We start from the raw sequence: 22,014 nt of genomic DNA on the forward strand, positions 1-22,014 counted from the left end.
GCGCCGCGTCACACCAGCTTCATCGGCGTATCGGCGACCACGCGAAGGTCGATCCTACCGATCAATGCCAAACGGCGCGCCTCCGCAACACCGATAGCGTCGTCCGTCTGCCGCAACGTGCTGACGTTCGAGCCAAGTGAAACAATTCCGCCGAGCACCAGAGCGATGGATCCCAGCGCGGTAGTCTGACCGGCCCCCAACAAGCCGAGGATCGTACTCAACAGCAGCGCGCCTCCGCCACCAATGGCGATCTTGGACGCCAGAATGTACTTCCGGCATCGCTCCGCGATCTCGGCCAAAGCCTCGATCCGATCTTCGATGTCGGAAATCTCGTCGGTTGGATCGTCTTCGGTCATTCGATTTGGATCGAGGATGCCAAGCCAGAAGCAAAATCAGTAGTCCCGCATGAGCGAAGCGACATGCGGGACTTGGATGGAAAACCCGGATGTCGCTACGCTCATCCGGGTTACGCGTCTCTACAACGGCAAATTGTCGTGCTTCTTCGCCGGCGTCTCGACCTTCTTGTCCTTCAGCATCGACAGCGCCCGCGCGATCCGCTTCCGGGTCGAGTGCGGCATGATGACGTCGTCGATGTAGCCGCGCTCGGCGGCGATGAAGGGGGACAGGAAGCGGTCTTCGTATTCCTTCGTTCGCGCCGCGATCTTGTCGGGGTCGCCGATGTCGGCGCGGAAGATGATCTCGACCGCGCCCTTGGCGCCCATCACCGCGATCTGGGCGGTCGGCCAGGCGTAGTTCATGTCGGCGCCGATCTCCTTGGAGGCCATGACGTCGAAGGCGCCGCCATAGGCCTTGCGGGTGATGATGGTGACCAGCGGCACGGTGCACTGTGAGTACGCGAACAAGAGCTTGGCGCCGTGCTTGATCAGGCCGCCATATTCCTGCGCGGTGCCCGGCAGGAAGCCCGGCACGTCGACGAAGGTGACGATCGGGATGTTGAAGGCATCACAAAAACGAACGAAGCGCGCGGCTTTCCGTGAGGCGTCAGAGTCGAGCACGCCGGCCAGCACCATCGGCTGGTTGGCAACGAAGCCCACCGTGCGGCCCGCGATGCGGCCGAAGCCGGTGACGATGTTCTTGGCAAAAGCGTCCGCGATCTCGAAGAAGTCGCCCTCGTCCACGACCTTCAGGATCAACTCCTTCATGTCGTAGGGCTTGTTCGGATTGTCGGGGATCAGCGTGTCCAGGGACATGTCGACCCGGCCGATGTCGTCAAAGCTCGGCCATTCCGGCACGCCGTCGGTGTTGTTGGACGGCAGGAAGTCGATCAGGCGCCGCATCTGCAGAAGCGTCTCGACGTCGTTCTCGAAGGCGCCATCGGCGATCGAGGAGCGCGTGGCGTGCACCGAGGCGCCGCCGAGCTCTTCCGCCGTGACGACCTCGTTGGTGACGGTCTTCACGACGTCGGGGCCGGTGACGAACATGTAGCTGGTGTTCTTCACCATGAAGATGAAGTCGGTCATCGCAGGCGAATAGACGTCGCCGCCGGCGCAGGGGCCCATGATGACGGAGATCTGCGGGATCACGCCGGAGGCAAGCACGTTGCGGCGGAACACGTAGGAATAGCCGGCGAGCGCGGCGACGCCTTCCTGGATGCGGGCGCCGCCGGCATCATAGAGGCCGATGATGGGCGCCCGCGCCTTCATCGCCATGTCCTGGAGTTTTGTGATCTTCAGCGCGTGGGTCTCGGACAGCGAGCCGCCGAACACCGTGAAGTCCTTGGCAAAGACAAAAGTCTTGCGGCCGTTGACGGTGCCCCAGCCGGTGACGACGCCGTCGCCGGGCACCTTGTTCTTCTCCATACCGAATTCGGTGGAGCGGTGCTCGACGAACATGTCGAATTCCTCGAACGATCCCTTGTCGAGCAAGAGCTCGATGCGCTCGCGCGCGGTCAGCTTGCCGCGGGCATGCTGCGCCTCGATGCGCTTCTCCCCGCCGCCGAGCTTTGCGCCGGCGCGACGGTCTTCAAGGGCGTCCAGGATGTGTTTCATTTGCTCCCGCCAGTTCTTAAGTGATGCGGGGTTCTAACACGGCATTTTGCGAGCCGGAAAGCGCCTTTCGGCCTCGCAGGGCTGCCTTGTCCGGGCCGAAACCGTGAGGGATTACAACGTTTTGCCTTGGGAGGTGAGCATGACCGAAGGAACGGTCGAGACCGGCGCGGCGACGGGCGGCGTCAACATCCTGCTGCGGCTGGAGGGCCTGACCCTGTTTGTGGGGATGGTGATGCTCTACTGGACCTGGGACGGCTCTTGGGCAGTCTTTGCCCTGCTCTTCCTCGTCCCCGATCTGAGCTTCCTCGCCTATCTTGCCGACGCCAAATTCGGCGCGCTGGTCTACAACGCCACCCACAGCTACATGGCGCCGGTGACGCTGTTGACGCTCGGCTTCGGCCTGGCTTCGCCGCTCACCCTGTCCATCGCCTTGATCTGGCTCGCTCATATCGGCATCGACCGGGCACTGGGCTATGGCCTGAAATATTCGGCCGGGTTCGGCTTCACCCATCTCGGCCGGATCGGCCGGCAGAAGGGTACCTGAACCCCGCGCGCTGCCGGCAAATTTGGGGGCCCGGCCCGGTTGACCGGACCTGCCGATTCAGGCTTGCTCCAGGCTCGCGATCAGGCGCCGAATGTTGCGTGAGCTCAGTCGGTACGGCGGCGGTCATCATTTCCGGCTGCAAGCATCACCTCATGTCCGCGACGGTTGTCCCACTGCCGCCGAACCCATCGTCCGAAACCACCGACTTCCTGCGGCGCATGGCCAGCATGGTGTCGGGGCGGAACGGCGAGATGCTGTTGCGCGCGGCCGCGCTGATCGAGTCGCTGGCGCAGCGGGCGATGTCGGCGGAACGCCTCTATCACCGGGAGCACGAAGAGAACACGCGCAACACCGAGCTGCGCGAGGCCGGTGAGATGGCGTCCGACGCCATGGTCAAGCAAATTGACGGGCTGCGCAGCCAGCTTGCCGAGGTCACCGCGGCCGCGGCGGCCGAACGCGCGGCATTCGATGCCGAGCGCGGCAACCTGCTCGGCCTGATGCAGCATGCGGAGAGCCATATCGGCAAGCTCACAAGCGAGCTGGAGACGCTGCACGCCTCGGTCGACAGTTTCAACGAGACCGTCATCTCCGTGCCGATCGAGGTGCTGCGGCTGGCACGCACCCAGTTCGATTTCCTCTCCGAAGGCTTTGCCCGCAAGGGCGACGTGATCTCGCAGGCGATGAGCGAGATCGGCGGTTTTGCGATCGACCAGGCGCTGACGGTTAAGAAGGCCGATCCCGCCTGAGGCGGGCGCTAGCCAAATTGACAGCGCGCGGTCGGATTGTTCTACTCAACAAAAATCACAAGGGAGGATCCGATGCCGACGGCATTCCGCGTCGCGATGGCGCTCTGCATTTCAACGCTGTTCGCTGGCATTGGCGCCAACGCACAATCGCTTCCCAGGGAAGTCGCCACCCGCGCCGAAATCTACCCGATCCCCTCGCTCACCCTCTCCGACCAGCAATTCCTCAGCGGCGACGCCGCGGCAGGCAAGCCGGTGACGGTCGCCGGCGAATTCCGCGTGGCGCAAGGCAGCGGAAAGCTCCCCGTCGTCGTGCTGATGCACGGCTCGAGCGGCGTTGGCGCAACGACCGAGGCCTGGGTCCACGCATTCAACGCCATGGGCATCTCGACCTTCGTGATCGACGGCTTTACCGGCCGCGGGCTGACGGTGGTGGGGCCGAACCAGGCGCTGCTCGGCCGCCTCAACCTCGTCATCGACATCTACCGCTCGCTGGAGATCCTCGCAAAACATCCCCGCGTCGATCCTGATCGCATCGTGCTGATGGGCTTTTCACGCGGCGGACAGGCGACGCTCTATGCGAGCCTCGACCGCTTCCACAAGCTCTGGAACAAGTCCGGCATCCAGTTCGCCGCCTACATTCCGTTCTATCCGGATTGCTCGACGACCTACCAGAGCGACACGGACATCGCCGCGCGCCCGATCCGCATCTTCCACGGCACGCCCGACGACTACAATCCCGTCAAGAGCTGCAAGGCTTTCGTCGAGCGGCTCAAGGCGGCCGGTCGCGACGTGGTTCTGACCGAATACCCCGACAGCGCGCACGGCTTTGACAGTGGGCTGCTCGGCGTCAACACGGTCGCCGTGTCCACGGGCGCGCAGACCGTGCGCAACTGCCAGATCAAGGAAGGCGACGGCGGCGTGCTCATGAACGCCGACACGAAAGCGCCGTTCACGTACAAGGATTCCTGCGTCGAGCTCAATCCGCATGTCGGCGGCAATCCAACGACTGCCGCCGAGTCGCGCAAGGCGGTGGAGGAGTTTTTGCAGGCGCTGTTCAAGCTGGGATAGCCGAACCAGCTTGGCCTTCATGGTTCGAGACGCGCCGTAAGGCGGCGCTCCTCACCATGAGGGTCTGATATCCCGCCGCGAAACAAGACCTCATCCTGAGAAGCCCGCGAAGCGGGCGTCTCGAAGGATGGCCGCAAAGAAGCTGCCCGCCCTACGGCTCGCCGGGCTTGAACGGCTCCTGCTTGTCCGGCGGCACGGTCTCCTCCGCCATTGCGAGCAGCATCGCGACCATCACGTAATTGCCGGCGAGTGCAGTGATGTCGACGATCTGCTGGTCATTGAAGACCTTCTTGGCGCGCGCGTAGGTTTCGTCGCCGATCTTCCTGGTCGTGGTGAGCTCGGTGACGAAGTCGTAGACGACGGCCTCGTCCTCGGCCATGTTCGCAGGCCGCTTGTTGGCCTTCAGCTCCGCGATGATGTCCGCCGACAGGCCCGCCTTCGCCGCCAGCGGCGCATGGGCGTACCACTCGACCTGCGAGCGCCATTGCCGCCCGATGATCAGGATCGCGAACTCGTTGAGCTTGGTCGGGACCGAGGTTTCCCAGCGCAGATAGTGGAACAGGTCGAACAGGCGCTGGCCGAGCACCGGGCTGCGGATCATCGGATTGTAGGGACCGCCGATGCCGACACTCGAGACCTTCATGATCTGCTCGCCGAGCGGCTTCTGCTTCGCGTCGAGCTGGTCCATGGTGAGCTGCGGAAAGCGCGGCTCCCTGCTGGTGGCGGGACCGGCAAACATCGTGGCGGCGAGCCAGCCGCCTGCGGCGGCAAGCGTGAGCGACGACAGCCAGAGCGGCGTTGAGTTCATGTTGTCCTCCCGGTTTTTCTTGACCGGAGGATGCTAGTCGAGCGGCGCCAACGCGATAGCGCTAGATCGCGCCGATCTGGGAAAGGCAGGCTTGCGTCAGCGGCATGCGCTCGCCGACCAGACGCGGCTCCTTGCAATCCATATTCAGCGCGAACACGGTGTGCGCTTCGCCCTTCTCGGCCCAGCCCACCATCCAGCCAAGCGACGGCTCGCCGCGCTCGGCGCCAAGCAGCCCGGACTTGGCGCGAATGACGCTGTCGCCGACCTTGGTCACCGGCAGGATGTCAGCGACGAGATCCTGGCTGCGTTTGGAGATCGGCAGCGCGCGGCGGCGCAGCCTGTCGACGAAATCGACCTGCTCGACCGGATCGATGCGCAAGGCGCCGGTGAGCCAGAACTGGTCGATGCCGCCGCCGATATCGCGATTGCCGTAGTCGAGCAGATCGACATATTTCTGCATGCGCTCTTGCCCGATCCGGCGCGCGATCTCCTGATAGACCGGCACCGCGCTCACGAGAATCGCGCTGCGCAGGGTGTGATCCTTGTTCCAGGCTTCGATCGGACGCTTGACGCCGTCCCACGGGAAGACGTCCTTGTCGGGGTCAGCGACCACGCCGGTCTCCAGCGCGATCAGCGAGTTCGGAATCTTGAAGGTCGAGGCCGGCAGCTTCGCCTCGCCCGAACGCTCCTTGTCGCTCGCAACGATCAGATAATCCTCGACCTTGTAGCCGACGAAGGTCCCGGCCGTGCCGAGGTCGGTGAAGCGCTTTGCGAGGCTCTCGCTGATTTCGTTGCGTGGCGGGGCGACATGAGCAAGCGCGCGGGACGGCACGGTGGCGGCTGCCGCGAGAAAGCCGAGAGCGGAACGGCGGGTAAGCAAGGGCGATGTCCGTTGAACGATGAAAGTGGCCGCGACCATGCAGCAATTATCGTGGTGAAACGATGACAGCGCGTTACCGCCCCTGGCCCGACAGCCGCAGCACGAACACCAGCACTTCGGCGACGGCCTTGTAGAGGTCGGGCGGAATCTCCTCGCCGAGCTCGACCTTGGACAGCGCACCGGCCAGGATCTCGTTCTCCTCGATCGGGATGTCGTTGGCCTTGGCGATCTCGACGATTTTTTCGCCGATCGTGCCCTTGCCCTTGGCGACAACGATAGGCGCGTTGCTGCCCTTCTCGTAGTGCAGCGCAATCGCAAGCTTCGACGGGTCGCTCATGTGGCGCGATCCAGGAAGTGGCCGGCGCGGGCCGGTGCGGGCTGTGGCGGGGTGCCATCGCGGACAAGGATATCGCCGGGCTTGAGCTCGGCCCTGGTCAGGGCCTGGTTGAGCTCGCCGATTCCGGCGCGGAGCTGCTGTGCGGTCGCCGGCCGCTCCGCCCACATCCGCACGAAAGTCTTGTCGCCGTTCAGAGTAATCAAGGCGTGCACGGGGCCGGCCGGCTCGACATTGAGCGTAAACCGCGCGCGCCAGGCGCGATTGGCGGGATCGGCGGATTCATTGCCGCCGTCGCGCGAGATCTCGAACTGCGCCATCGCGGTGCCCTGCGGCGTTGCGAACGGAATCTCGAAATTCCACTGCGGCACCGTCGGATCGATCCTGTGACCGCTGGCGTCAGTGCGATCGGGGAGCGAAGCGACCTGGAGCAAGGTCTGGCGCGCGATCGCGGCATCGGTGTCGTCGAGCAGGCGTTGCACGGTCGCCGCGAGCGGCGCATTCGGTACGAGTGACGGCGAGGCGATGGATTGCAGCGACGGCAGCGCGCCGCGAACCGGCGGTGGCGTCGCGTGCGCTGCGGCTTCGAAAACATGTCCGTCAGGCACGGCCTTGTTCGAACCCGGCACGTTGCCCGTCATGCGCGGCAGGTCTTGCGTGATTTCTTGCGTGATCTCTTGCAGGAGGCTCGCGGCAAGGCCTGCGGTCATCGTCCGCGACATCGCGGCCTGCGGAGCACCGCCAGCGATGTCCGCCAACACAGAGGCCGCGAGATTGGCGCTGCGCGACATTTGCGGCGGTTGGGCGATCTCGGGTTCGGTTGACGGCAATGCGGCCGGCGCGGCCTCTCCCGCTGCCGGAGCCGGTGCGGCGGCAACCTGCGGTGTCCCGGGAGTACCAGCGGAAATCGCGGCCCCCTGTGGCGCGGCGGTCTCGAGCGTCGTCAGCGTCTGGCGCAGCACCAGCAATGCCGCCTTCAGGTCCGGCATCGTGCCGGAGGACGGCGTCGCGCCTGCGGCGAGCGAGGCCTCGAGGAACAGCCCGGACTTCTGGAAGGCGGATTCGATGTCGCCGCCATCGAGTCCGGTGTTGAGCGGCGTCTGCTGCGCCAGCACGCCCAGCATGGCCTGCTTCAGCCCCGCCGGAAGATCGCTGCCGGTGACGACCGCGGCCAGATTGGCGAACAGCGGCGCCTGGCTGCCCTGCTTCGTCACGGCCTCGGCCGAGGCGGCTGTGACGGCGACCTGCTCGGTCGGTGTGAGTGTGTTGCGGGCCGCGCCCACTGACGGCGCCAGCGAAGGGCTGTCCACCAGCGAGGCCGCAGCCGGCGTCAGCGTGACCTGATCGGCGGCCGCCTCGCCTGCCCCGCCCATAACGGCGAGCCGGATGGTGCCGCCGTTCTGCGACACCGCAAGCTGGAGATTTTGTCCTGGTGTCAGCGACACCTCGGACATCACATCCATCGAGAGATTGGCGATCGCGATCCGCACTAGATTGTCGGCGAGCACGCTGACGACTCTTGCGTCGACCACGCTGCCGGCCTGCAGCACAAGATCCGGCGTCGCCGCGTCAGCAACAGGGCTGGCAGCACTGACGGGAAGGATCGAGTTTATCGGCGTCGGCATCGCGAGGGGCCCGGGGAGCGCTGGCCCCACCCTAAGGCCGCCCTCGTAAACCTCTCGTTAAGGACCTTCGATCACGGACGGCTGCACCGCGGTCAAAACCGCCACGGCGGCCTCGAAATCCCGCAGGCGGGCGGCCCGGCGGCCGGCCGCCTCCTCGTCCACGCCCCACTTCTCGGCGTTCCAGTCCTCGTCGACATGAGCGGCGGCCCAGACCTGGCCGGCATCGCGCACGCCGTGGGCCAGCGCCAGCGCCAGCAGCGCCGAGCCGGTCAGGGTCGTCACCACGTGAAGCGCCGCGACCGACCAGGCATCGCCGGGCAGCGCGGCGCGCACGGCCTGGACCGCCTCGTCCGGCTGCGTCACGTGTATGATGCCCTCGGACAGGATGAAATGCGCCCCCAGCGTCTCGGCGGCCCAGAACAACACGGGGTCCCAGTGCGCAGCTTCGCGGGCAACCAGCCCCTCTGGATCACCGGCGCGGTAGAACAGCAGGTCAGTCTGGAAGTATTTTGCGAGGTCCTCGCTGACGAGATCGACGCGCTCGACGACGCCCTCGACCACGCTGTTGGCGATCCGTGTCAGCGGCATGGTCATGGGATTGATCGTCTCGCCTTGGGCCGCCCATTCCGCGGCCACTGCGTCGGCTAGCGCGCGCGAAGGGATGAGCACCTGGCGCCTGGACGGCGTGCGGATCGGCTTGCCATCGAGCGTGATGGCGAAGCCGCCCTCGGCCTCCGCGACCCCCACCTCCTTGTAGAAGCGCTTGCGCCGCGGCGTGCGCGCGGCCTGGCGGACCGCCTCCTGCGGATCGAGCGGGGATCGCCCCGCCATCTCGTCGAACAATTCGCGCATCTGGTTTTCGGCCCCGATCACTCAATGCTAGGCTTGTAAGGTAAGACCGGCGGCCGATAAAGCGAGCGGCAGGTATGAGGGAACTTGCGGGCATTGCGGCCCTGCTGGCCGGGTTTTGGCCGGCCGCGGCGGAGGCCGGCTTTCGGACCCCGGAATCGGTGGTCCGCAACGTCTACGCCCATTACGGCCAGGGCGCGCCGGAGCTTTCAAAAGGCCTGCCGCGGGATGCCGCCACCGCCCGGCAATTCTTCGACCCCTCCTTACGCAAGATGTGGTCCGCGCCGCGGGTCGAGCCCTACGATTTCCTGGTGCAGAGCCCGAGCTGGAAGCTCGGCCCCGTCGCGATCGCGGTCATTCGCAGGCAATACGACAAGACCTATGTCGCGGTGAATTTCGACAACCGCGGCCGGCGGGTCACGCTGAACTTCATCGTGGTCAACGGGCCCGAGGGTTGGCTGATCACTGATATCGAGAGCCCGCACGACAGCTTGCGGATGTTTCTGGAGCAGTTTCGGAATTGAGTGGGGCCAAACTGCCGATCAGACACTCGGCGTCGTCCTGGCGAAAGCCAGGACCCATACCGCGTGATCTATCGAGAAAACACCGCGGCCAATACCAACCGTCTCACGGAATCTTGGGATAATGGGTCCTGGCTTTCGCCAGGACGACGTCGCGGAAATACCTACTCCTCCGGCGCGTCCTCGATCGGATCAAATCTGCTTGCATCGAGCCCGAGCAAGTTCCACGACTGCTGCATGTGCGGCGGAAGCGGTGCGGTGGCGTCGATCACGCCGCCGCGCGGATGCGGAATGACGATGCGGCGCGCGAGCAGATGCAGCCGGTTTTGCAGGCCGCCCGGCAGTTGCCAGTTCTCGATGTTGAAATATTTGGGATCGCCGACGATGGGGTGGCCGATATGTTCCATGTGGGCGCGCAGCTGGTGGGTGCGCCCCGTCACCGGCTTCAGCGACACCCAGGTCAGCTTGTTGCCGGCGGTCTCGACCACCGCGTAGTAGGTCACCGCGTGGCTTGCGCCCTCGTCGCCATGCTGGGCGATGCGCATGATGGTGTCGTCCTCGCTCTCCTCTTTCGCGAGGAAGGTCGAGATGCGGCCCTGCTTCGGCTTCGGCAGCCCCGGCACCAGCGCCCAGTAGGTTTTTCGCGCCGACCGCGAACGGAACGCGCCGGTCAGATGCGAGGCAGCAAAGCGGGTCTTGGCGACCAGGAGACAGCCCGACGTCTCCCTGTCGATGCGATGCACGAGGCGCGGCTTCTGGCCCTTGGAATCGCGCATCACCTCCAGCATCTGGTCGATGTGTCGCGTCATGCCCGAGCCGCCCTGCACGGCGAGGCCGAGGGGCTTATTCAGCACGAGAACGTCGTCGTCCTCGTAGATCGTCATCTCCTTCAGCGCGGCAAGCGTCTTTTGCGCTGCCTCCGACTGCGGGCTGGCGGCCTTCGGCGTGTCGAGCTTCAGCGGCGGAATGCGAACGCTCTGGCCCTCCTCCAGGCGGTCCTTGCTGTCGACGCGCTTGCCGTCCACGCGCAGCTCGCCTTTGCGAACGACGCGCTGGATGTGGGAGAACGACAGGCCGGGAAAGCGCGCTTCGAGGAAGCGGTCGACGCGCATGTTGTTCTCGTCGGCCGTCACCTTGACGGTCTGCACCTTGGTCGGCAGCAGGACCTCGACGGGCTTTGCCGGCGCAGCCTTTTCCGGCTCAGCTTTGGGCGCGCGCCGCTCGGCGCGCTCGCTCGCAAAGCGCGGCGGCTTCGCGCCGGGCTTGCCGCCCGGCCGCGGCCCAGCCGTCTTCGCGCTGCGCGCCTTGAACGGACGCGAATCGTCGCGCTCGTCACGCGAACGGGGCTTTGGGTTCATTCTCTTGATGCGGCGGCTCATGGGTGCCTGCCTAGCCCAAAAGCGACCTCACGTCACGGCGAAATGGCGATTTTGGCTTCAGCCGCCCCGCTCCTTGCGCAGCTTCGCCCAGTAATCCAGCCGCTTACGGATCTCGCGCTCAAAACCGCGCTCGGGCGGGTCGTAGAAGGTCTGGCGGCCCAGGGCTTCCGGGAAATAGTCCTGGCCGGAGAAGGCCTCGGGGGTGTCGTGGTCGTATTCGTAAGATGCGCCGTAGCCTTCCGACTTCATCAGCTTGGTCGGGGAATTGAGGATGTGTTTTGGCGGCAGCAGCGAGCCGGCCTGCTTTGCGACCTGCATCGCCATGCCGAAGGCGGTGTAGACGGCGTTCGATTTCGGCGCGGTGGCGAGATAGACCACGGCCTGCGCGATCGCGAGCTCACCTTCGGGATGGCCGAGGAAGTCGAAGGCGTCCTTGGCGGCGTTGGCGATGACCAGCGCCTGCGGATCGGCAAGGCCGATGTCCTCCACCGCCATGCGCACGACGCGGCGGGCCAGAAACAGCGGGTCCTCGCCGGCATCGAGCATGCGCGCGAGATAATACAGCGCGGCATCGGGATCGGAGCCCCGCACCGACTTATGCAGCGCCGAGATCAAATTGTAATGGCCGTCGGCCGACTTGTCGTAGATCGGGGCGCGGCGCTGCAAAATCTCCTGCAACTGCACGGCGTCGAAAATCTCGTCCTTGCGCGCGGCGCGCCAGACTTCCTCGACGAGCGTCAGCGACGCACGGCCGTCGCCATCGGCCATGCGCACCAGCACGGCGCGCGCCTCGGCGTCGAGCGGCAGCTTGCGGCCCTCGACCTCCTCGGCATGCGCGAACAGTTTTTCGATCGCGGCAGCGTCGAGCGAGCGAAACACCAGCACGCGCGCCCGGGACAGAAGCGCCGCGTTGAGCTCGAAGGATGGGTTTTCGGTGGTGGCGCCGACCATCACCACCGTGCCGTCTTCCATGACGGGCAGAAACGAATCCTGCTGGGCGCGGTTGAAGCGATGCACCTCGTCGACGAACAGCAGCGTGCCCTTGCCCATCTCGCGGCGCGCACGCGCGGCCTCAAAGGCCTTCTTCAAATCGGCGACGCCGGAGAACACCGCGGAGATCTGCTCGAAATGCAAATCGGTGGCATCCGCGAGCAGCCGCGCGACCGTGGTCTTGCCGGTGCCGGGCGGGCCCCAGAACACCAGCGAGCCCAGCGTGCGCGTCTCCAGCATGCGCGTCAGCGCGCCGTCGGGACCCAGGATGTGATCCTGGCCGACGACCTCCGAGAGAGCGCGCGGCCGCAGCCGATCCGGCAGCGGATGCGGAGCCTCGTGATCGAGCCCCGCCGCGGCGAAGAGAGTTGGCGTCTCCTGTGGTCGCTTCGGACTCATCCGCCCAGCGTGACGTTAATTTGCTGGCCGCCACGCACCAGCGTGATGCGCCAGATGCGCTGGCGCTCGGCCGCCGCCTTTTCGAGATCGCTGGTCTTGCCGATCTTTTGGTTGTTGACCGCCAGGATGACGTCGCCCTTCTGGAACCCGACATTCGCGGCCGCACTGTCGCCGCCGAGATCGGTGACCACGACGCCTTCGGTATCGGCGTCCAGATGCAGCTCGTCCGCGAGCGCCGGGGTGATGGTCGAGACCTTCGCGCCTTGGAGAGGCGAGCGCGCGGTGATGACGAGCTCATTGCGGCCGATATCGGGCGCGGCGTCCAGCGCCACCGTCAGCTTGACCGGCTTGCCGCCGCGCTGCACGTCGATCTGCGCCGTGCCGCCGAGCGGCCGTGTGGCGAAGCGATAGTCGAAAGCGTTGGGATCATCCACGGTCTGGCCGTCGATCGAGACGATCAGGTCGGAGGATTTCAGCCCGGCCTTGGCCGCCGGTCCGTTCGGAACGACGCTTGCGACCAGCGCACCGGTCGGCGAACGCAGGCCGAGGCTCTCGGCGATCTCGGGCGTCACCGCCTGCAATTTCGCGCCGAGCCAGGGCCGCTTCACCGCCTTGCCGCCGCCCTTGGCGGAGGCGACGACGACGCGGACCATGTTGGCGGGGATCGCGAAGCCGATGCCCTGCGAGCCGCCGGAGCGCGAATAGATCGCGGTGTTGATGCCCGCGAGCCTGCCGTTCATGTCGACCAACGCACCGCCGGAATTGCCAGGATTGATCGCCGCGTCGGTCTGGATGAAGAACTGGTAGTCGGTGATACCGACCTGCGTGCGCGCCAAGGCCGAGATGATGCCGTGCGTCACGGTCTGGCCGACGCCGAAGGGATTGCCGATCGCCATCACGACGTCGCCCACCATCAGTTCGTCCGAATTGGTGAATTCGAGAGCCGGAAACTTCTCTTTGGTGTCCTTCAGACGCAGCACCGCGAGATCGCTGCGAGAGTCCTTCAGCACGATCTCGGCCTCGAACTCACGCTTGTCGGACAGCGACACCTTGACCTGGTCGGCGCCTTCGATGACATGGACGTTGGTGACAACGAGCCCGGACGCATCGACGATCACGCCCGAACCGAGCGAGCGCTGCACCTGCTCCTGCTGCTGGCCGGGCACGCCGAAGAAGCGGCGGAAGATCGGGTCGTCGAGCAGCGGGTTGCGGTTCTGCACCACCTTGGCGGCATAGACGTTGACGACCGCCGGCTGCACCCGCTGCACGATCGGCGCATAGGACAGCCGCAGTTCGGCGGGCGAGGACGGGACACGGCGATCCTGCGCGGCGGCCGGATTGAAGTTGGCCGAAAAGGCTATGCACAGTGCCGTGACGACGGCGGTCCAGGTCGATCGAAACATTCCTACCTCTTGGAAAAGACGCCGGAATATAGGCGCGTTCGCCCCCTAATAGAAGGGCGCCGGGCGGCATATTCAGCCCCCTTTTGGTGTGTCCGGCCTGCAAGCTCTGCGTGCGAAATAGCAATTTGCCTGGGCTGTGGATTGGCATGATGTGCGTCATCTTGCATGGTGGTGCAAGGCGGATTCGGTTGCGGCGAATTTACATCAGCGGGAACCGCGCAACCGGGCGCAGCGTCGCGGGGCAGTCATCGATCATACCTAGGCTCCCCGCCAGCGACTTGGGGAAGTTCGTCAAACGATGGAGTCATGACGTGAGCAGGACAAGAATTGCGGCCGCGGCGATTGGTCTCGCCGGCGCGCTGGCAGCCTCGCAGGCCCAGGCCCAATCAGCGAGCAGCAGCGACCAGGAGATCGCGCTCCTGAAGCAGCAGTTGAAGATGCTGGAGCAGAAGCTCGACAAGCTCCAGAGCCAGACCGCCGCGAATACCGCGGCCACGGCGAAGGCCAGGACCGAAGCGAAGGCGGAGGCGAAAGCCGAAGCGCGTTCGGAAGCGAAGGCAATCGTCGCAAACGCCAACGCGGCGATCCCGCTCAAGGGACCGGCGCCCGCTTCCGGCGTCGTCGTGACGATGCCGAACAACCGGCCGACCATCTGCACTGCCGATGGGGCAAACTGCGTCGGGATCACAGGCCGCGTGCATTGGGACGTCGGCGGCTACGACTATCGGCCCAACACGGCGGCAACCGTGCCGCAAAAGCTCGACAGCGGCGAGAATGTCCGCCGCGCGCGCATCGGTCTCGCCGGCAAGTTCTTCAACGACTGGAATTTCGCGCTGGTCTACGACTTCGGCGGCTCCTCCGACGGGTTTGGCGGCGCAGCCCCGGGTTCGCTGCCCGGCGGCGGCGTCTCCGGCGTCGAGAACGCCTATCTCAGCTATACCGGCCTGAAACCGTTCGGCGGCAAGATGGCCATCGAAGGCGGCATCATGGACCTGCCCTACACCCTCGATGAGGCCACGAGCTCCAACGACATCATGTTCATGGAGCGCGCCTCGGCCGGCATCGTCGCCACCAGCATCGCTGCGGGCGACTTCCGTTCGGCGATCGGCACGCGCTGGTACAATGACGTGTTCTGGGCCGGCGCCTATGTCACCGGTCCCGCCACCGGTGCGATCCACTCCGCCTCGAGCGTTGCACCGAACGGCACCACGGAACAATACGGCGCGGTCGCCCGTGTCGCCGGCCAGGTCGTCAGCGGCAAAGACTACTCAGTCCATCTCGGCGGCAATGCCGAATGGCTGATCCAGCCGACGCGCAATCTGGTGACAGGCGCGCAGACGGTGGCGCTGAACGATCGTCCGGAACTGCGCATCGATCCCACGGCACTGGCTACGACCGGCGCAATCGCCAATGCCTCCGGCGCGCAGGTCTACAGCGTCGAAGCGGCCGCCACCTATGGACCGCTGATCCTGCAAGGCGAGTATTTCTGGTACAACATCGATCGCAGCGCCAATACCGGCCTGCCGCCACTGGGTGCGCCGAGCCTCAAATTCCAGGGCGGCTACGCGCAGGCCGGCTACGTGCTGACGGGCGAGGGACGCAGCTATAACGCGGCGAATGCGGCCTATGGCGGCGTCAAGCCGGCGCACCCGTTCTCGCTCGACGGCGGCGGCTGGGGCGCTTGGGAAATCGCGGGACGCTTCTCCACGATCGACCTCAACGATCAGCTCGGGACCGCCACCGGCATCGCAGGCGGCCGTCAGACCGTCTACACGGCGGCGCTGAACTGGTACGCCAACGGCAACGTCCGCTTCATGCTGGACTATCTGCATGGCACGGTGTCGAAGCAGGCCTCGCCGACCTCGACCGCCGATGTCGGCTCGAAGTTCGACGCAGTCGCAATGCGCACGCAGTTTGCGTTCTGACGATCTCTTCCGGGAGCGGCACGGTCCGCTCCCGGAAATCACGCCGCGCGCTTCGGCTTCTTGATCGGCTCCGCGTCAGACGCCGGCGCGCAGGACAGCCGCTGCTGATGACTCTCGCCCCAGGCCTTGAGAATATCGATCACCGGCCGCAGGCTCTCGCCGAGTTCGGAGAGGCAATACTCCACCCGGGGCGGCACTTCCGCATAGACCTTACGGATGATCAGCCCGTCCTCCTCCAGCGCGCGAAGCTGCTTGGTCAGCATACGCTGGGTGATGGCGGGCATCAGCCGGCGCAATTCGCCGAAGCGCCGGGTGCCGCTCTGAAGGTGATAGAGGATCACGCCCTTCCACTTGCCGTCGATCAGATCCAGCGTCGCCTCGACCGAGCAGCCGGGACGACGGGCAAAGTTCCGCCGTTTCATGCGCCTTTTCCCAATAGTATCCAAACAGGGACTATATCCCCGAATTTACAGTACTTGCCAAATCGGGGCCATGGCGACAGTTAGAGCGGCAGGCGAGCACGCCATCTGATGGAGACAAACCATGAAGGCCGTCGGCTACAAGAAGTCGCTTCCGATCGAGGATCAGGACGCGCTGATCGATTTCGAGACCGCAAAACCCGAGCCCAAGGGGCGCGACATCCGCGTCGCCGTGAAGGCGATCTCGGCCAATCCGGTCGATTACAAGGTGCGCAAGCGCGCCGTCCCGCCCGAGGGCGAGACGAAGATTCTCGGCTATGACGCGGCCGGCGTGATCGACGCCGTCGGTCCCGACGTCACGCTGTTCAAGCCGGGCGACGAGGTATTTTACGCCGGCTCGATCCTGCGCCAGGGTACCAATTCACAATTCCATCTGGTCGACGAGCGTATCGTCGGCAACAAGCCGAAGAGCCTGTCGTTCGCGCAAGCCGCGGCTCTTCCCCTCACCTCCATCACCGCCTGGGAGCTGTTGTTCGATCGGCTCGGTGCGGTGCCCGGCAAGAGTGTCGATCCGCGCACGCTGCTGATCACGGGCGGCGCCGGTGGCGTCGGCTCGATCCTGATTCAGCTCGCCCGCCGCCTCACCGGGCTGACGGTGGTCGCGACCGCGACGCGGCCGGAATCGCAAAAATGGTGCCTCGATCTCGGCGCGCATGCGGTGATCGACCACGGCAAGCCAATGAAGGAGCAGATCGAGAAGCTGCCGCCGGTCGCGCTGGTGGCGAGCCTCACCTTCACCGACCAGCACTACAAGGCGATCGCGGATATCATGGCTCCGCAGGGCAAGTTCGGCCTGATCGACGATCCCCCGGAATTCACCATGAGCGCGTTCAAGGGCAAGGCGATCTCGGTGCACTGGGAATCGATGTTCACGCGCTCCTCGTTCCAGACGGCCGACATGATCGCGCAGCATCATCTGCTCAACGACGTCGCCGACCTCATCGACAAGGGCGTGCTGCGCACCACGCTCGACCAGGCCTTTGGCACGATCAACGCGGCCAACCTCAAGCGTGCGCATGCGCTGCTCGAGAGCGGCAAGTCGCGCGGCAAGATCGTGCTGGAGGGGTGGTAGTTTTCAGCATCCGGCCGCTTCCAAGCGGCCGGCCCGCTCTGTTACGATCCGCCACCCGTTGTCCCGGGCGACGATTGTCAGGGGTGAGCTGAATGAGCTTCTGGATGAAAACAACGATTTTTGCGGCTGCATTCGCGGCTGCCGCGATGTTCGGCGGAGCAAACCTGGCTCTTGCCGACGACTATCCCGAAAGGCCGCTGCAATTGGTCGTGCCGTTTCCTCCTGGGGGCGCCTCCGACGTCGTCGCGCGCATCATCGGCGGCGAGCTCGAGGCCCGGCTCGGCAAGCCCGTCATCGTCATGAACCGTCCGGGTGGCGGCACCACGATCGCGGGCAAGGAGGTCGCCCGCGCCGCGCCCGACGGCTACACTCTGTTCTTCAGCTCCAACTCGACCTTTACCCTGCCAGCGGCCGTCAAGGAAATCGTGCCTTACGATGCGGCCAAGGATTTCGAGCCGCTGGGGCAAGTCGGCAAGATCACTCTGGCGCTGGTCACCTACAAGGACAATCCGATCAAGGATCTGGCCGCGCTTGTCGCGGAAGCCAAGGCCAATCCGGACAAGCTGTCGCTCGCGTCCTTCGGTGCCGCGACGGTGTCGCACTTCGCAGGCGAGCTGTTCAAGTCGAGTGCAGGCATCAAGATGGTGCACCTGCCGTACAAGGGCAGCGCGCCCGCGATGAACGATCTGATCGGCAAGCACATCCAGTATCACGTCGATACCGTGATCGCGGTCAAGCCGCAGCCCGACGCCGGCACCGTGCGTGTGCTCGCGGTGTTCTCGGCCAAGCGGACGCCCTACCTGCCTGATGTGCCGACCCTCGCGGAGCTCGGCTATTCCGGCATCGATTTCGCGTCCTGGGGAGCTGTCGTCACGCCGAAGGGGGACTTCCGCCGGCCATACGGGACAAGCTGACGGCCACGTTGGAAGCCACCATCAACAACCCCACCGTGGTCGAGCGCTTCACCAAAGTCGGATTCGAGCCGGGCTTCGCGCGCTACAGCGACTGGGCCTCCGCGATCAACAAGGAGACCGCGGAGATGAAGCAGATCGCGCAGACGGCGGGAATCAAGGAAGACTAGAGGGGTTATCGAGCGAAGCGGCTACCGGCTCGCGTGAAGAAGACGCGTCAACAAGGATCTAAAGCGTCGGTTCTGATTCAATCAGAACCGACAATACTCTCGTCCTGCTCGCGCGCTGGCCTACGACGGCAACACGCCCTCGACAAACAGCAGCCGGCGCTCCAGCGCCGTCCGCCGCAGCTTCAGCGCTTCGGCGTACTCGGCCGAGGCATACCATTCCTTGAGCCGCGCCATCGAAGGAAATTCGACGATGATGATGGTCTTGGCCGGGAGGTTGCCTTCGGCGAGTTCGGCGGCGCCGCCGCGCACGAGATAACGGCCGCCATAGTGCGCGATGGTTGCTGCGGCCAGCGTGCGATAGGCCTCCATCGCGGCTCTGTCGCGCACCTCGACCTCGGAGATCACATAGGCCGGCATGCGCAGGCCTCAGGCAATGGTGTTGACGATGCCGCCCTCGGCACGCAACGCCGCGCCGTTGGTCGCGGACGCTTCCTTGGACGCGATATAAACCACCATGTTGGCGATTTCGTCGACGTTGGCGAAGCGCTGCAGCAGCGAGCTTGGGCGATGCTGTTTGACGAAATTGGCGGCGGCCTCATCGACTGACTGGCCGTTCTGCTTGGCAAGATCCTTCACAAACGTCTCCACGCCCTCCGACATTGTCGGGCCCGGCAGCACGGAATTGACGGTGACGCCCGTGCCGCGGGTGAGCTGCGCGATGCCCCGCGCGACCGAGAGCTGCGCCGTCTTGCTCATGCCGTAGTGGATCATCTCGACGGGAATGTTGAGGCCGGACTCCGAGGAGATGAAGACGATGCGGCCCCAATTGCGCTTGAGCATGCCCTTCATGTACGCGCGCGAGAGACGCACGCCGCTCATCACGTTGACCTCGAAGAAGCGGCTCCAGTCCTCGTCCGGAATGTCGAAAAAGTCTTTCGGCTCGAAGATGCCGGCATTGTTGATGAGGATGTCGACGTCTGGCAGCGCCGCGGCCAGCGCCTTGCAGCCCGCAGCGGTCGAGACATCGGCGGCGATGCCGCGGACCTTCCCGCCCACAGCCTCCAGCTTGCGCACGGCCGCATCGACCTTGTCCTGGCCGCGTCCGTTGATCACGACGCTCGCACCCGAGCCGGCAAGGCCTTTTGCGATGGCGTGGCCGATGCCGGCGGTCGAGCCGGTCACCAGGGCGGTCTTTCCGGAAAGGTCGATCTTCATGCTATGTCTCCATTAGAGCTGACGGAGATATCGTGCGCTGCAAGGGCGCGTGCAATCGCTCCTCACCCACGCGTGAGGATTCAGTTGCGAGGCGGAAGCGTCCTGAGAAACGCGACGATGGCATCGAGATCCTGGGCCGTCATGTTGGCATAGGCAGCATAGGCCATCGGCGGCTTCAGTTTGTGGCCGTCGCGTGCGATGCCTTGCGTAATCGCACGTTTGATTTCGTCGTCGCTCCACCCGCCGAGGCCCGCGGCTGTATCCGCGGTGATGTTGGGAGAGACGGATTCACCCCACGGCCCCTTGAATGTCCGACCGCCCTTGCCGCTCGCTGCTGTGAAATTGTGCACGGCGGACGGGCCCTCCGGCGTATGGCATTCCAGGCAATGGGCGATGGTCAGGAGATAGCGGCCGCGTGCGAGCCTGTCGGCCAGTTCAGATTCGCTCGCCTGCTTGCCGGCATAGGTCGGCGTCTCCGGCTTCAGCGCGATCCGGTATTCCGGCGCCGGCGTCTCGTGATGCGCCGACGGCACTGAACGCAAATAAGCCGCGAGCGCATCGAGATCGCGCGCCGTGAGCACCGTGTAGAACGCGGTCGGCATGATCGGCGCGACCCTGGTTCCGTTCGGCCTGATGCCGCTGACGAGGAACCGCTTCAACTCGGCATCGCTCCAGCTGCCGATGCCCGTGTCCTTGTCCGGCGTGATGTTGGAGCCAGAGACCTTGAAGGCGGGCTCATCAAAAACCTGGCTGCCGCCGGAGAGCGCGCGCGAGAGATCGAGCCCTTGCGGCCCTCGCGGCGTGTGGCAGTTGTGGCAAACCATCACGCTGTTGACGAGATAGGCGCCGCGCTCGACCAGCGTCTCGCCAGATGCCGGCGACATCAGCAGCGCCAGCGCAATCCCTGACACAATCCTCATCGAGAGCCCCCCGGCCGGAATCGCGTTCAACGAAACGATGCGCGACATGAGATGTCGCCGCGCCATACAAAAAAGCGGCGCCCGAAGGCGCCGCTTTCTGAAAACTCTCTGCCGGTCGGCTTACGCCGCCTCGGCTTCCTTTTCCTGCACCGGACCGGAGTCCTGGCCCTTGGCATCGACGTCGCGATCGACGAACTCGATCACGGCCATCGCGGCGTTGTCGCCGTAGCGGAAGCCGGCCTTGATGATGCGGGTGTAGCCACCCTGGCGATCCTTGTAGCGGGGCGCCAATACGTCGAACAGCTTCCTGACCTGATCCTTGTCGCGCATCTCGGAGATGGCCTGGCGGCGCATGGACAGCCCGCCCTTCTTGCCGAGCGTGATCAGCTTCTCCACGATCGGGCGCAATTCCTTCGCCTTGGGGAGCGTAGTGACGATCTGCTCGTGCTTGATCAGCGCGGCGCACATGTTGGCGAACATCGCGCGGCGATGCTCGGCGGTGCGGTTGAGCTTACGATGAACCTTGCCGTGACGCATTTTTCTATTCCTTGAATTCCATTCGTCGCGACGGTTCGTCGGACTTGTTGCTCAGGTGGGCTGCCTGCGTTCGCCCGTTAAGGCGCGAGGAGTTCGCGCCTTAACCTGTTGTCGTTCAGATCAGTAGTGATCCTCGAAGCGCTTGGCGAGCTCGTCGATGTTCTCCGGCGGCCAGCCCGGCACTTCCATGCCGAGGTGCAGACCCATCTGAGCCAGCACTTCCTTGATCTCGTTCAGCGACTTGCGGCCGAAGTTCGGAGTGCGGAGCATTTCGGCTTCCGACTTCTGCACGAGGTCGCCGATGTAGACGATGTTGTCGTTCTTCAAGCAGTTGGCCGAACGCACTGACAGCTCGAGCTCGTCCACCTTCTTGAGGAAGGCCGGGTTGAAGGCGAGGTCCGGGATAATCTCCTGGGCGACTTCCTTGCGCGGCTCTTCGAAGTTGACGAACACGTTGAGCTGATCCTGCAGGATGCGCGCAGCGTAGGCCACGGAATCATCCGGCGTCAGCGCGCCGTTGGTCTCGATCGTCATGGTCAGCTTGTCGTAGTCGAGGATCTGGCCCTCGCGGGTGTTCTCGACCTTGTAGGAGACCTTGCGGACCGGCGAGTACAGGCTGTCGACCGGGATCAGGCCGATCGGCGCATCCTCGGGGCGGTTGCGCTCGGCGGGCACGTAGCCCTTGCCGGTGGCGACCGTGAACTCCATGCGGATCTCGGCGCCCTCGTCGAGCGTGCAGATCTGCAGGTCCGGGTTGAGCACGACGACGTCGCCGACGGTCTGAATGTCGCCGGCGGTGACGACGCCCGGGCCGGACTTCTTGACGACCATGCGCTTGGGGCCTTCGCCCTGCATCTTGATCGAGATGTCCTTGATGTTGAGCACGATGTCGGTGACGTCCTCACGGACGCCCGCGATCGAGGAGAACTCGTGCAGCACACCGTCGATGTGCACCGACTGCACCGCCGCGCCCTGGAGCGAGGACAGCAGGATGCGGCGCAGCGCGTTGCCGAGCGTCTGGCCGAAGCCGCGCTCGAGCGGCTCGGCGACGATGGTCGCGAAACGGTTCGGATCGCTGCCGGGCTGCACCTGGAGCTTGTTCGGCCGAATCAGTTCTTGCCAATTTTTCTGGATCGTCACTGTTTCACCCATACAGGCCAGTCAAACTGCTGTTGCAGGCACTGGCGTTGGAGAAAGGCCGCAGATCATTCCCACGGCTTTGCAAAAAGT

24 protein-coding genes are annotated in these 22,014 nt (G+C 65.0%); 8 read left to right on the forward strand and 16 right to left on the reverse strand.

Going from position 1 to position 22,014, the window contains the following annotated elements; translation table 11 throughout:
* Positions 1-8 precede the first annotated feature (8 nt).
* Together JQ591_RS28960 and JQ591_RS28965 are read right to left on the reverse strand one after the other, a co-directional pair.
* A complete protein-coding gene (locus tag JQ591_RS28960; protein ID WP_211399410.1) occupies positions 9-356 on the reverse strand; it encodes a hypothetical protein in 348 nt (115 codons plus the stop codon).
* A 120-nt stretch (positions 357-476) separates the two neighbouring features.
* Positions 477-2,009: an acyl-CoA carboxylase subunit beta gene (locus tag JQ591_RS28965; protein ID WP_211399411.1), complete on the reverse strand. Its 1,533-nt coding sequence runs from the start codon at positions 2,007-2,009 to the stop codon at positions 477-479.
* 139 nt (positions 2,010-2,148) lie between these two features.
* Between JQ591_RS28965 and JQ591_RS28970 the strand changes: the two genes are divergently transcribed.
* The 3 genes from JQ591_RS28970 to JQ591_RS28980 all read left to right on the forward strand — a co-directional run bounded on the left by JQ591_RS28970 (position 2,149) and on the right by JQ591_RS28980 (position 4,367).
* The gene (locus JQ591_RS28970; RefSeq protein WP_211399412.1) at positions 2,149-2,553 is read left to right on the forward strand and encodes a DUF4260 domain-containing protein; all 405 of its coding nucleotides are present in this window, start codon (positions 2,149-2,151) and stop codon (positions 2,551-2,553) included.
* A 152-nt stretch (positions 2,554-2,705) separates the two neighbouring features.
* A complete protein-coding gene (locus tag JQ591_RS28975; protein ID WP_211399413.1) occupies positions 2,706-3,299 on the forward strand; it encodes a hypothetical protein in 594 nt (197 codons plus the stop codon).
* A gap of 72 nt (positions 3,300-3,371) precedes the next feature.
* Positions 3,372-4,367 carry a dienelactone hydrolase family protein gene (locus tag JQ591_RS28980; RefSeq protein WP_211399414.1) on the forward strand — a complete coding sequence of 332 codons (996 nt, stop codon included), beginning with the start codon at positions 3,372-3,374 and terminating at the stop codon, positions 4,365-4,367.
* A gap of 151 nt (positions 4,368-4,518) precedes the next feature.
* On the opposite strand, the gene JQ591_RS28985 is transcribed toward JQ591_RS28980, so the two are convergent.
* The 5 genes from JQ591_RS28985 to JQ591_RS29005 form a co-directional block, all read right to left on the reverse strand.
* On the reverse strand, positions 4,519-5,175 hold the full coding sequence (locus tag JQ591_RS28985; RefSeq protein ID WP_211399415.1) for a carboxymuconolactone decarboxylase family protein: 657 nt from the start codon (positions 5,173-5,175) through the stop codon (positions 4,519-4,521).
* Between the two features lie 61 nt (positions 5,176-5,236).
* Complete coding sequence (locus JQ591_RS28990) at positions 5,237-6,094, reverse strand: penicillin-binding transpeptidase domain-containing protein (RefSeq protein WP_249137864.1); 858 nt, start codon at positions 6,092-6,094, stop codon at positions 5,237-5,239.
* A gap of 34 nt (positions 6,095-6,128) precedes the next feature.
* On the reverse strand, positions 6,129-6,392 hold the full coding sequence (locus JQ591_RS28995) for an EscU/YscU/HrcU family type III secretion system export apparatus switch protein (protein ID WP_211399416.1): 264 nt from the start codon (positions 6,390-6,392) through the stop codon (positions 6,129-6,131).
* The gene (locus JQ591_RS29000; RefSeq protein WP_211399417.1) at positions 6,389-8,014 is read right to left on the reverse strand and encodes a flagellar hook-length control protein FliK; all 1,626 of its coding nucleotides are present in this window, start codon (positions 8,012-8,014) and stop codon (positions 6,389-6,391) included. The genes JQ591_RS28995 and JQ591_RS29000 overlap by 4 nt, the downstream gene beginning before the upstream one ends.
* Positions 8,015-8,071: 57 nt before the next feature.
* Positions 8,072-8,866, reverse strand: coding sequence for an ATP12 family chaperone protein (locus tag JQ591_RS29005; protein WP_211399418.1), 795 nt, complete (start codon positions 8,864-8,866; stop codon positions 8,072-8,074).
* 74 nt (positions 8,867-8,940) lie between these two features.
* Here JQ591_RS29005 and JQ591_RS29010 point away from each other — a divergent pair, with 74 nt between their 5' ends.
* Positions 8,941-9,387, forward strand: a complete 447-nt coding sequence (locus JQ591_RS29010; protein WP_211399419.1) for a hypothetical protein — start codon at positions 8,941-8,943, stop codon at positions 9,385-9,387.
* Positions 9,388-9,548: 161 nt separating this feature from the next.
* On the opposite strand, the gene JQ591_RS29015 is transcribed toward JQ591_RS29010, so the two are convergent.
* The 3 genes from JQ591_RS29015 to JQ591_RS29025 are packed head-to-tail and all read right to left on the reverse strand — an operon-like array spanning position 9,549 to position 13,555.
* On the reverse strand, positions 9,549-10,763 hold the full coding sequence (locus tag JQ591_RS29015) for an RluA family pseudouridine synthase (RefSeq protein ID WP_211399420.1): 1,215 nt from the start codon (positions 10,761-10,763) through the stop codon (positions 9,549-9,551).
* 57 nt (positions 10,764-10,820) lie between these two features.
* Complete coding sequence (locus JQ591_RS29020) at positions 10,821-12,152, reverse strand: replication-associated recombination protein A (RefSeq protein ID WP_211399421.1); 1,332 nt, start codon at positions 12,150-12,152, stop codon at positions 10,821-10,823.
* Positions 12,149-13,555: a DegQ family serine endoprotease gene (locus tag JQ591_RS29025; protein WP_211399422.1), complete on the reverse strand. Its 1,407-nt coding sequence runs from the start codon at positions 13,553-13,555 to the stop codon at positions 12,149-12,151. The genes JQ591_RS29020 and JQ591_RS29025 overlap by 4 nt, the downstream gene beginning before the upstream one ends.
* A 311-nt stretch (positions 13,556-13,866) precedes the next feature.
* Between JQ591_RS29025 and JQ591_RS29030 the strand changes: the two genes are divergently transcribed.
* Positions 13,867-15,480, forward strand: coding sequence for an OprO/OprP family phosphate-selective porin (locus JQ591_RS29030; protein WP_211399423.1), 1,614 nt, complete (start codon positions 13,867-13,869; stop codon positions 15,478-15,480).
* 38 nt (positions 15,481-15,518) lie between these two features.
* Here JQ591_RS29030 and JQ591_RS29035 read toward each other — a convergent pair whose 3' ends face one another.
* Entirely contained in the window at positions 15,519-15,902 is a 384-nt protein-coding gene (locus tag JQ591_RS29035; RefSeq protein ID WP_211399424.1) for a winged helix-turn-helix transcriptional regulator, read from the reverse strand.
* 121 nt (positions 15,903-16,023) lie between these two features.
* Between JQ591_RS29035 and JQ591_RS29040 the strand changes: the two genes are divergently transcribed.
* From JQ591_RS29040 to JQ591_RS35490, 3 genes are all read left to right on the forward strand, one after another.
* Positions 16,024-17,031, forward strand: a complete 1,008-nt coding sequence (locus tag JQ591_RS29040; protein WP_211399425.1) for a zinc-binding alcohol dehydrogenase family protein — start codon at positions 16,024-16,026, stop codon at positions 17,029-17,031.
* A 104-nt stretch (positions 17,032-17,135) separates the two neighbouring features.
* The gene (locus JQ591_RS29045; protein WP_249137866.1) at positions 17,136-17,945 is read left to right on the forward strand and encodes a Bug family tripartite tricarboxylate transporter substrate binding protein; all 810 of its coding nucleotides are present in this window, start codon (positions 17,136-17,138) and stop codon (positions 17,943-17,945) included.
* 8 nt (positions 17,946-17,953) lie between these two features.
* Positions 17,954-18,112, forward strand: coding sequence for a hypothetical protein (locus JQ591_RS35490; RefSeq protein WP_249137868.1), 159 nt, complete (start codon positions 17,954-17,956; stop codon positions 18,110-18,112).
* Between the two features lie 120 nt (positions 18,113-18,232).
* Here the strand turns inward: JQ591_RS35490 and JQ591_RS29050 are convergent, their stop codons facing one another.
* The 5 genes from JQ591_RS29050 to JQ591_RS29070 form a co-directional block, all read right to left on the reverse strand.
* A complete protein-coding gene (locus JQ591_RS29050; RefSeq protein ID WP_211399426.1) occupies positions 18,233-18,529 on the reverse strand; it encodes a DUF1330 domain-containing protein in 297 nt (98 codons plus the stop codon).
* Between the two features lie 9 nt (positions 18,530-18,538).
* Positions 18,539-19,327 carry an SDR family NAD(P)-dependent oxidoreductase gene (locus tag JQ591_RS29055; protein ID WP_211399427.1) on the reverse strand — a complete coding sequence of 263 codons (789 nt, stop codon included), beginning with the start codon at positions 19,325-19,327 and terminating at the stop codon, positions 18,539-18,541.
* Positions 19,328-19,407: 80 nt separating this feature from the next.
* A complete protein-coding gene (locus JQ591_RS29060; RefSeq protein WP_211399428.1) occupies positions 19,408-20,247 on the reverse strand; it encodes a c-type cytochrome in 840 nt (279 codons plus the stop codon).
* A 120-nt stretch (positions 20,248-20,367) separates the two neighbouring features.
* A complete protein-coding gene (rplQ, locus tag JQ591_RS29065; protein ID WP_211399429.1) occupies positions 20,368-20,784 on the reverse strand; it encodes a 50S ribosomal protein L17 in 417 nt (138 codons plus the stop codon).
* 120 nt (positions 20,785-20,904) lie between these two features.
* Complete coding sequence (locus tag JQ591_RS29070) at positions 20,905-21,936, reverse strand: DNA-directed RNA polymerase subunit alpha (protein WP_211399430.1); 1,032 nt, start codon at positions 21,934-21,936, stop codon at positions 20,905-20,907.
* Positions 21,937-22,014 lie beyond the last annotated feature (78 nt).

The organism is Bradyrhizobium canariense (genome assembly GCF_018130465.1).
Taxonomy (GTDB): Bacteria; Pseudomonadota; Alphaproteobacteria; order Rhizobiales; family Xanthobacteraceae; genus Bradyrhizobium; species Bradyrhizobium canariense_C.

Bases quoted from the DNA above. Each gene is read 5' to 3' on its own strand.
- JQ591_RS28960 (WP_211399410.1), bottom strand. From the start codon at position 356: ATGACCGAAGACGATCCAACCGACGAGATTTCCGACATCGAAGATCGG.
- JQ591_RS28965 (WP_211399411.1), bottom strand. From the start codon at position 2,009: ATGAAACACATCCTGGACGCCCTTGAAGACCGTCGCGCCGGCGCAAAG.
- JQ591_RS28970 (WP_211399412.1), top strand. From the start codon at position 2,149: ATGACCGAAGGAACGGTCGAGACCGGCGCGGCGACGGGCGGCGTCAAC.
- JQ591_RS28975 (WP_211399413.1), top strand. From the start codon at position 2,706: ATGTCCGCGACGGTTGTCCCACTGCCGCCGAACCCATCGTCCGAAACC.
- JQ591_RS28980 (WP_211399414.1), top strand. From the start codon at position 3,372: ATGCCGACGGCATTCCGCGTCGCGATGGCGCTCTGCATTTCAACGCTG.
- JQ591_RS28985 (WP_211399415.1), bottom strand. From the start codon at position 5,175: ATGAACTCAACGCCGCTCTGGCTGTCGTCGCTCACGCTTGCCGCCGCA.
- JQ591_RS28990 (WP_249137864.1), bottom strand. From the start codon at position 6,094: ATGGTCGCGGCCACTTTCATCGTTCAACGGACATCGCCCTTGCTTACC.
- JQ591_RS28995 (WP_211399416.1), bottom strand. From the start codon at position 6,392: ATGAGCGACCCGTCGAAGCTTGCGATTGCGCTGCACTACGAGAAGGGC.
- JQ591_RS29000 (WP_211399417.1), bottom strand. From the start codon at position 8,014: ATGCCGACGCCGATAAACTCGATCCTTCCCGTCAGTGCTGCCAGCCCT.
- JQ591_RS29005 (WP_211399418.1), bottom strand. From the start codon at position 8,866: ATGCGCGAATTGTTCGACGAGATGGCGGGGCGATCCCCGCTCGATCCG.
- JQ591_RS29010 (WP_211399419.1), top strand. From the start codon at position 8,941: ATGAGGGAACTTGCGGGCATTGCGGCCCTGCTGGCCGGGTTTTGGCCG.
- JQ591_RS29015 (WP_211399420.1), bottom strand. From the start codon at position 10,763: ATGAGCCGCCGCATCAAGAGAATGAACCCAAAGCCCCGTTCGCGTGAC.
- JQ591_RS29020 (WP_211399421.1), bottom strand. From the start codon at position 12,152: ATGAGTCCGAAGCGACCACAGGAGACGCCAACTCTCTTCGCCGCGGCG.
- JQ591_RS29025 (WP_211399422.1), bottom strand. From the start codon at position 13,555: ATGTTTCGATCGACCTGGACCGCCGTCGTCACGGCACTGTGCATAGCC.
- JQ591_RS29035 (WP_211399424.1), bottom strand. From the start codon at position 15,902: ATGAAACGGCGGAACTTTGCCCGTCGTCCCGGCTGCTCGGTCGAGGCG.
- JQ591_RS29040 (WP_211399425.1), top strand. From the start codon at position 16,024: ATGAAGGCCGTCGGCTACAAGAAGTCGCTTCCGATCGAGGATCAGGAC.
- JQ591_RS29045 (WP_249137866.1), top strand. From the start codon at position 17,136: ATGAAAACAACGATTTTTGCGGCTGCATTCGCGGCTGCCGCGATGTTC.
- JQ591_RS29050 (WP_211399426.1), bottom strand. From the start codon at position 18,529: ATGCCGGCCTATGTGATCTCCGAGGTCGAGGTGCGCGACAGAGCCGCG.
- JQ591_RS29055 (WP_211399427.1), bottom strand. From the start codon at position 19,327: ATGAAGATCGACCTTTCCGGAAAGACCGCCCTGGTGACCGGCTCGACC.
- JQ591_RS29060 (WP_211399428.1), bottom strand. From the start codon at position 20,247: ATGAGGATTGTGTCAGGGATTGCGCTGGCGCTGCTGATGTCGCCGGCA.
- rplQ (WP_211399429.1), bottom strand. From the start codon at position 20,784: ATGCGTCACGGCAAGGTTCATCGTAAGCTCAACCGCACCGCCGAGCAT.
- JQ591_RS29070 (WP_211399430.1), bottom strand. From the start codon at position 21,936: ATGGGTGAAACAGTGACGATCCAGAAAAATTGGCAAGAACTGATTCGG.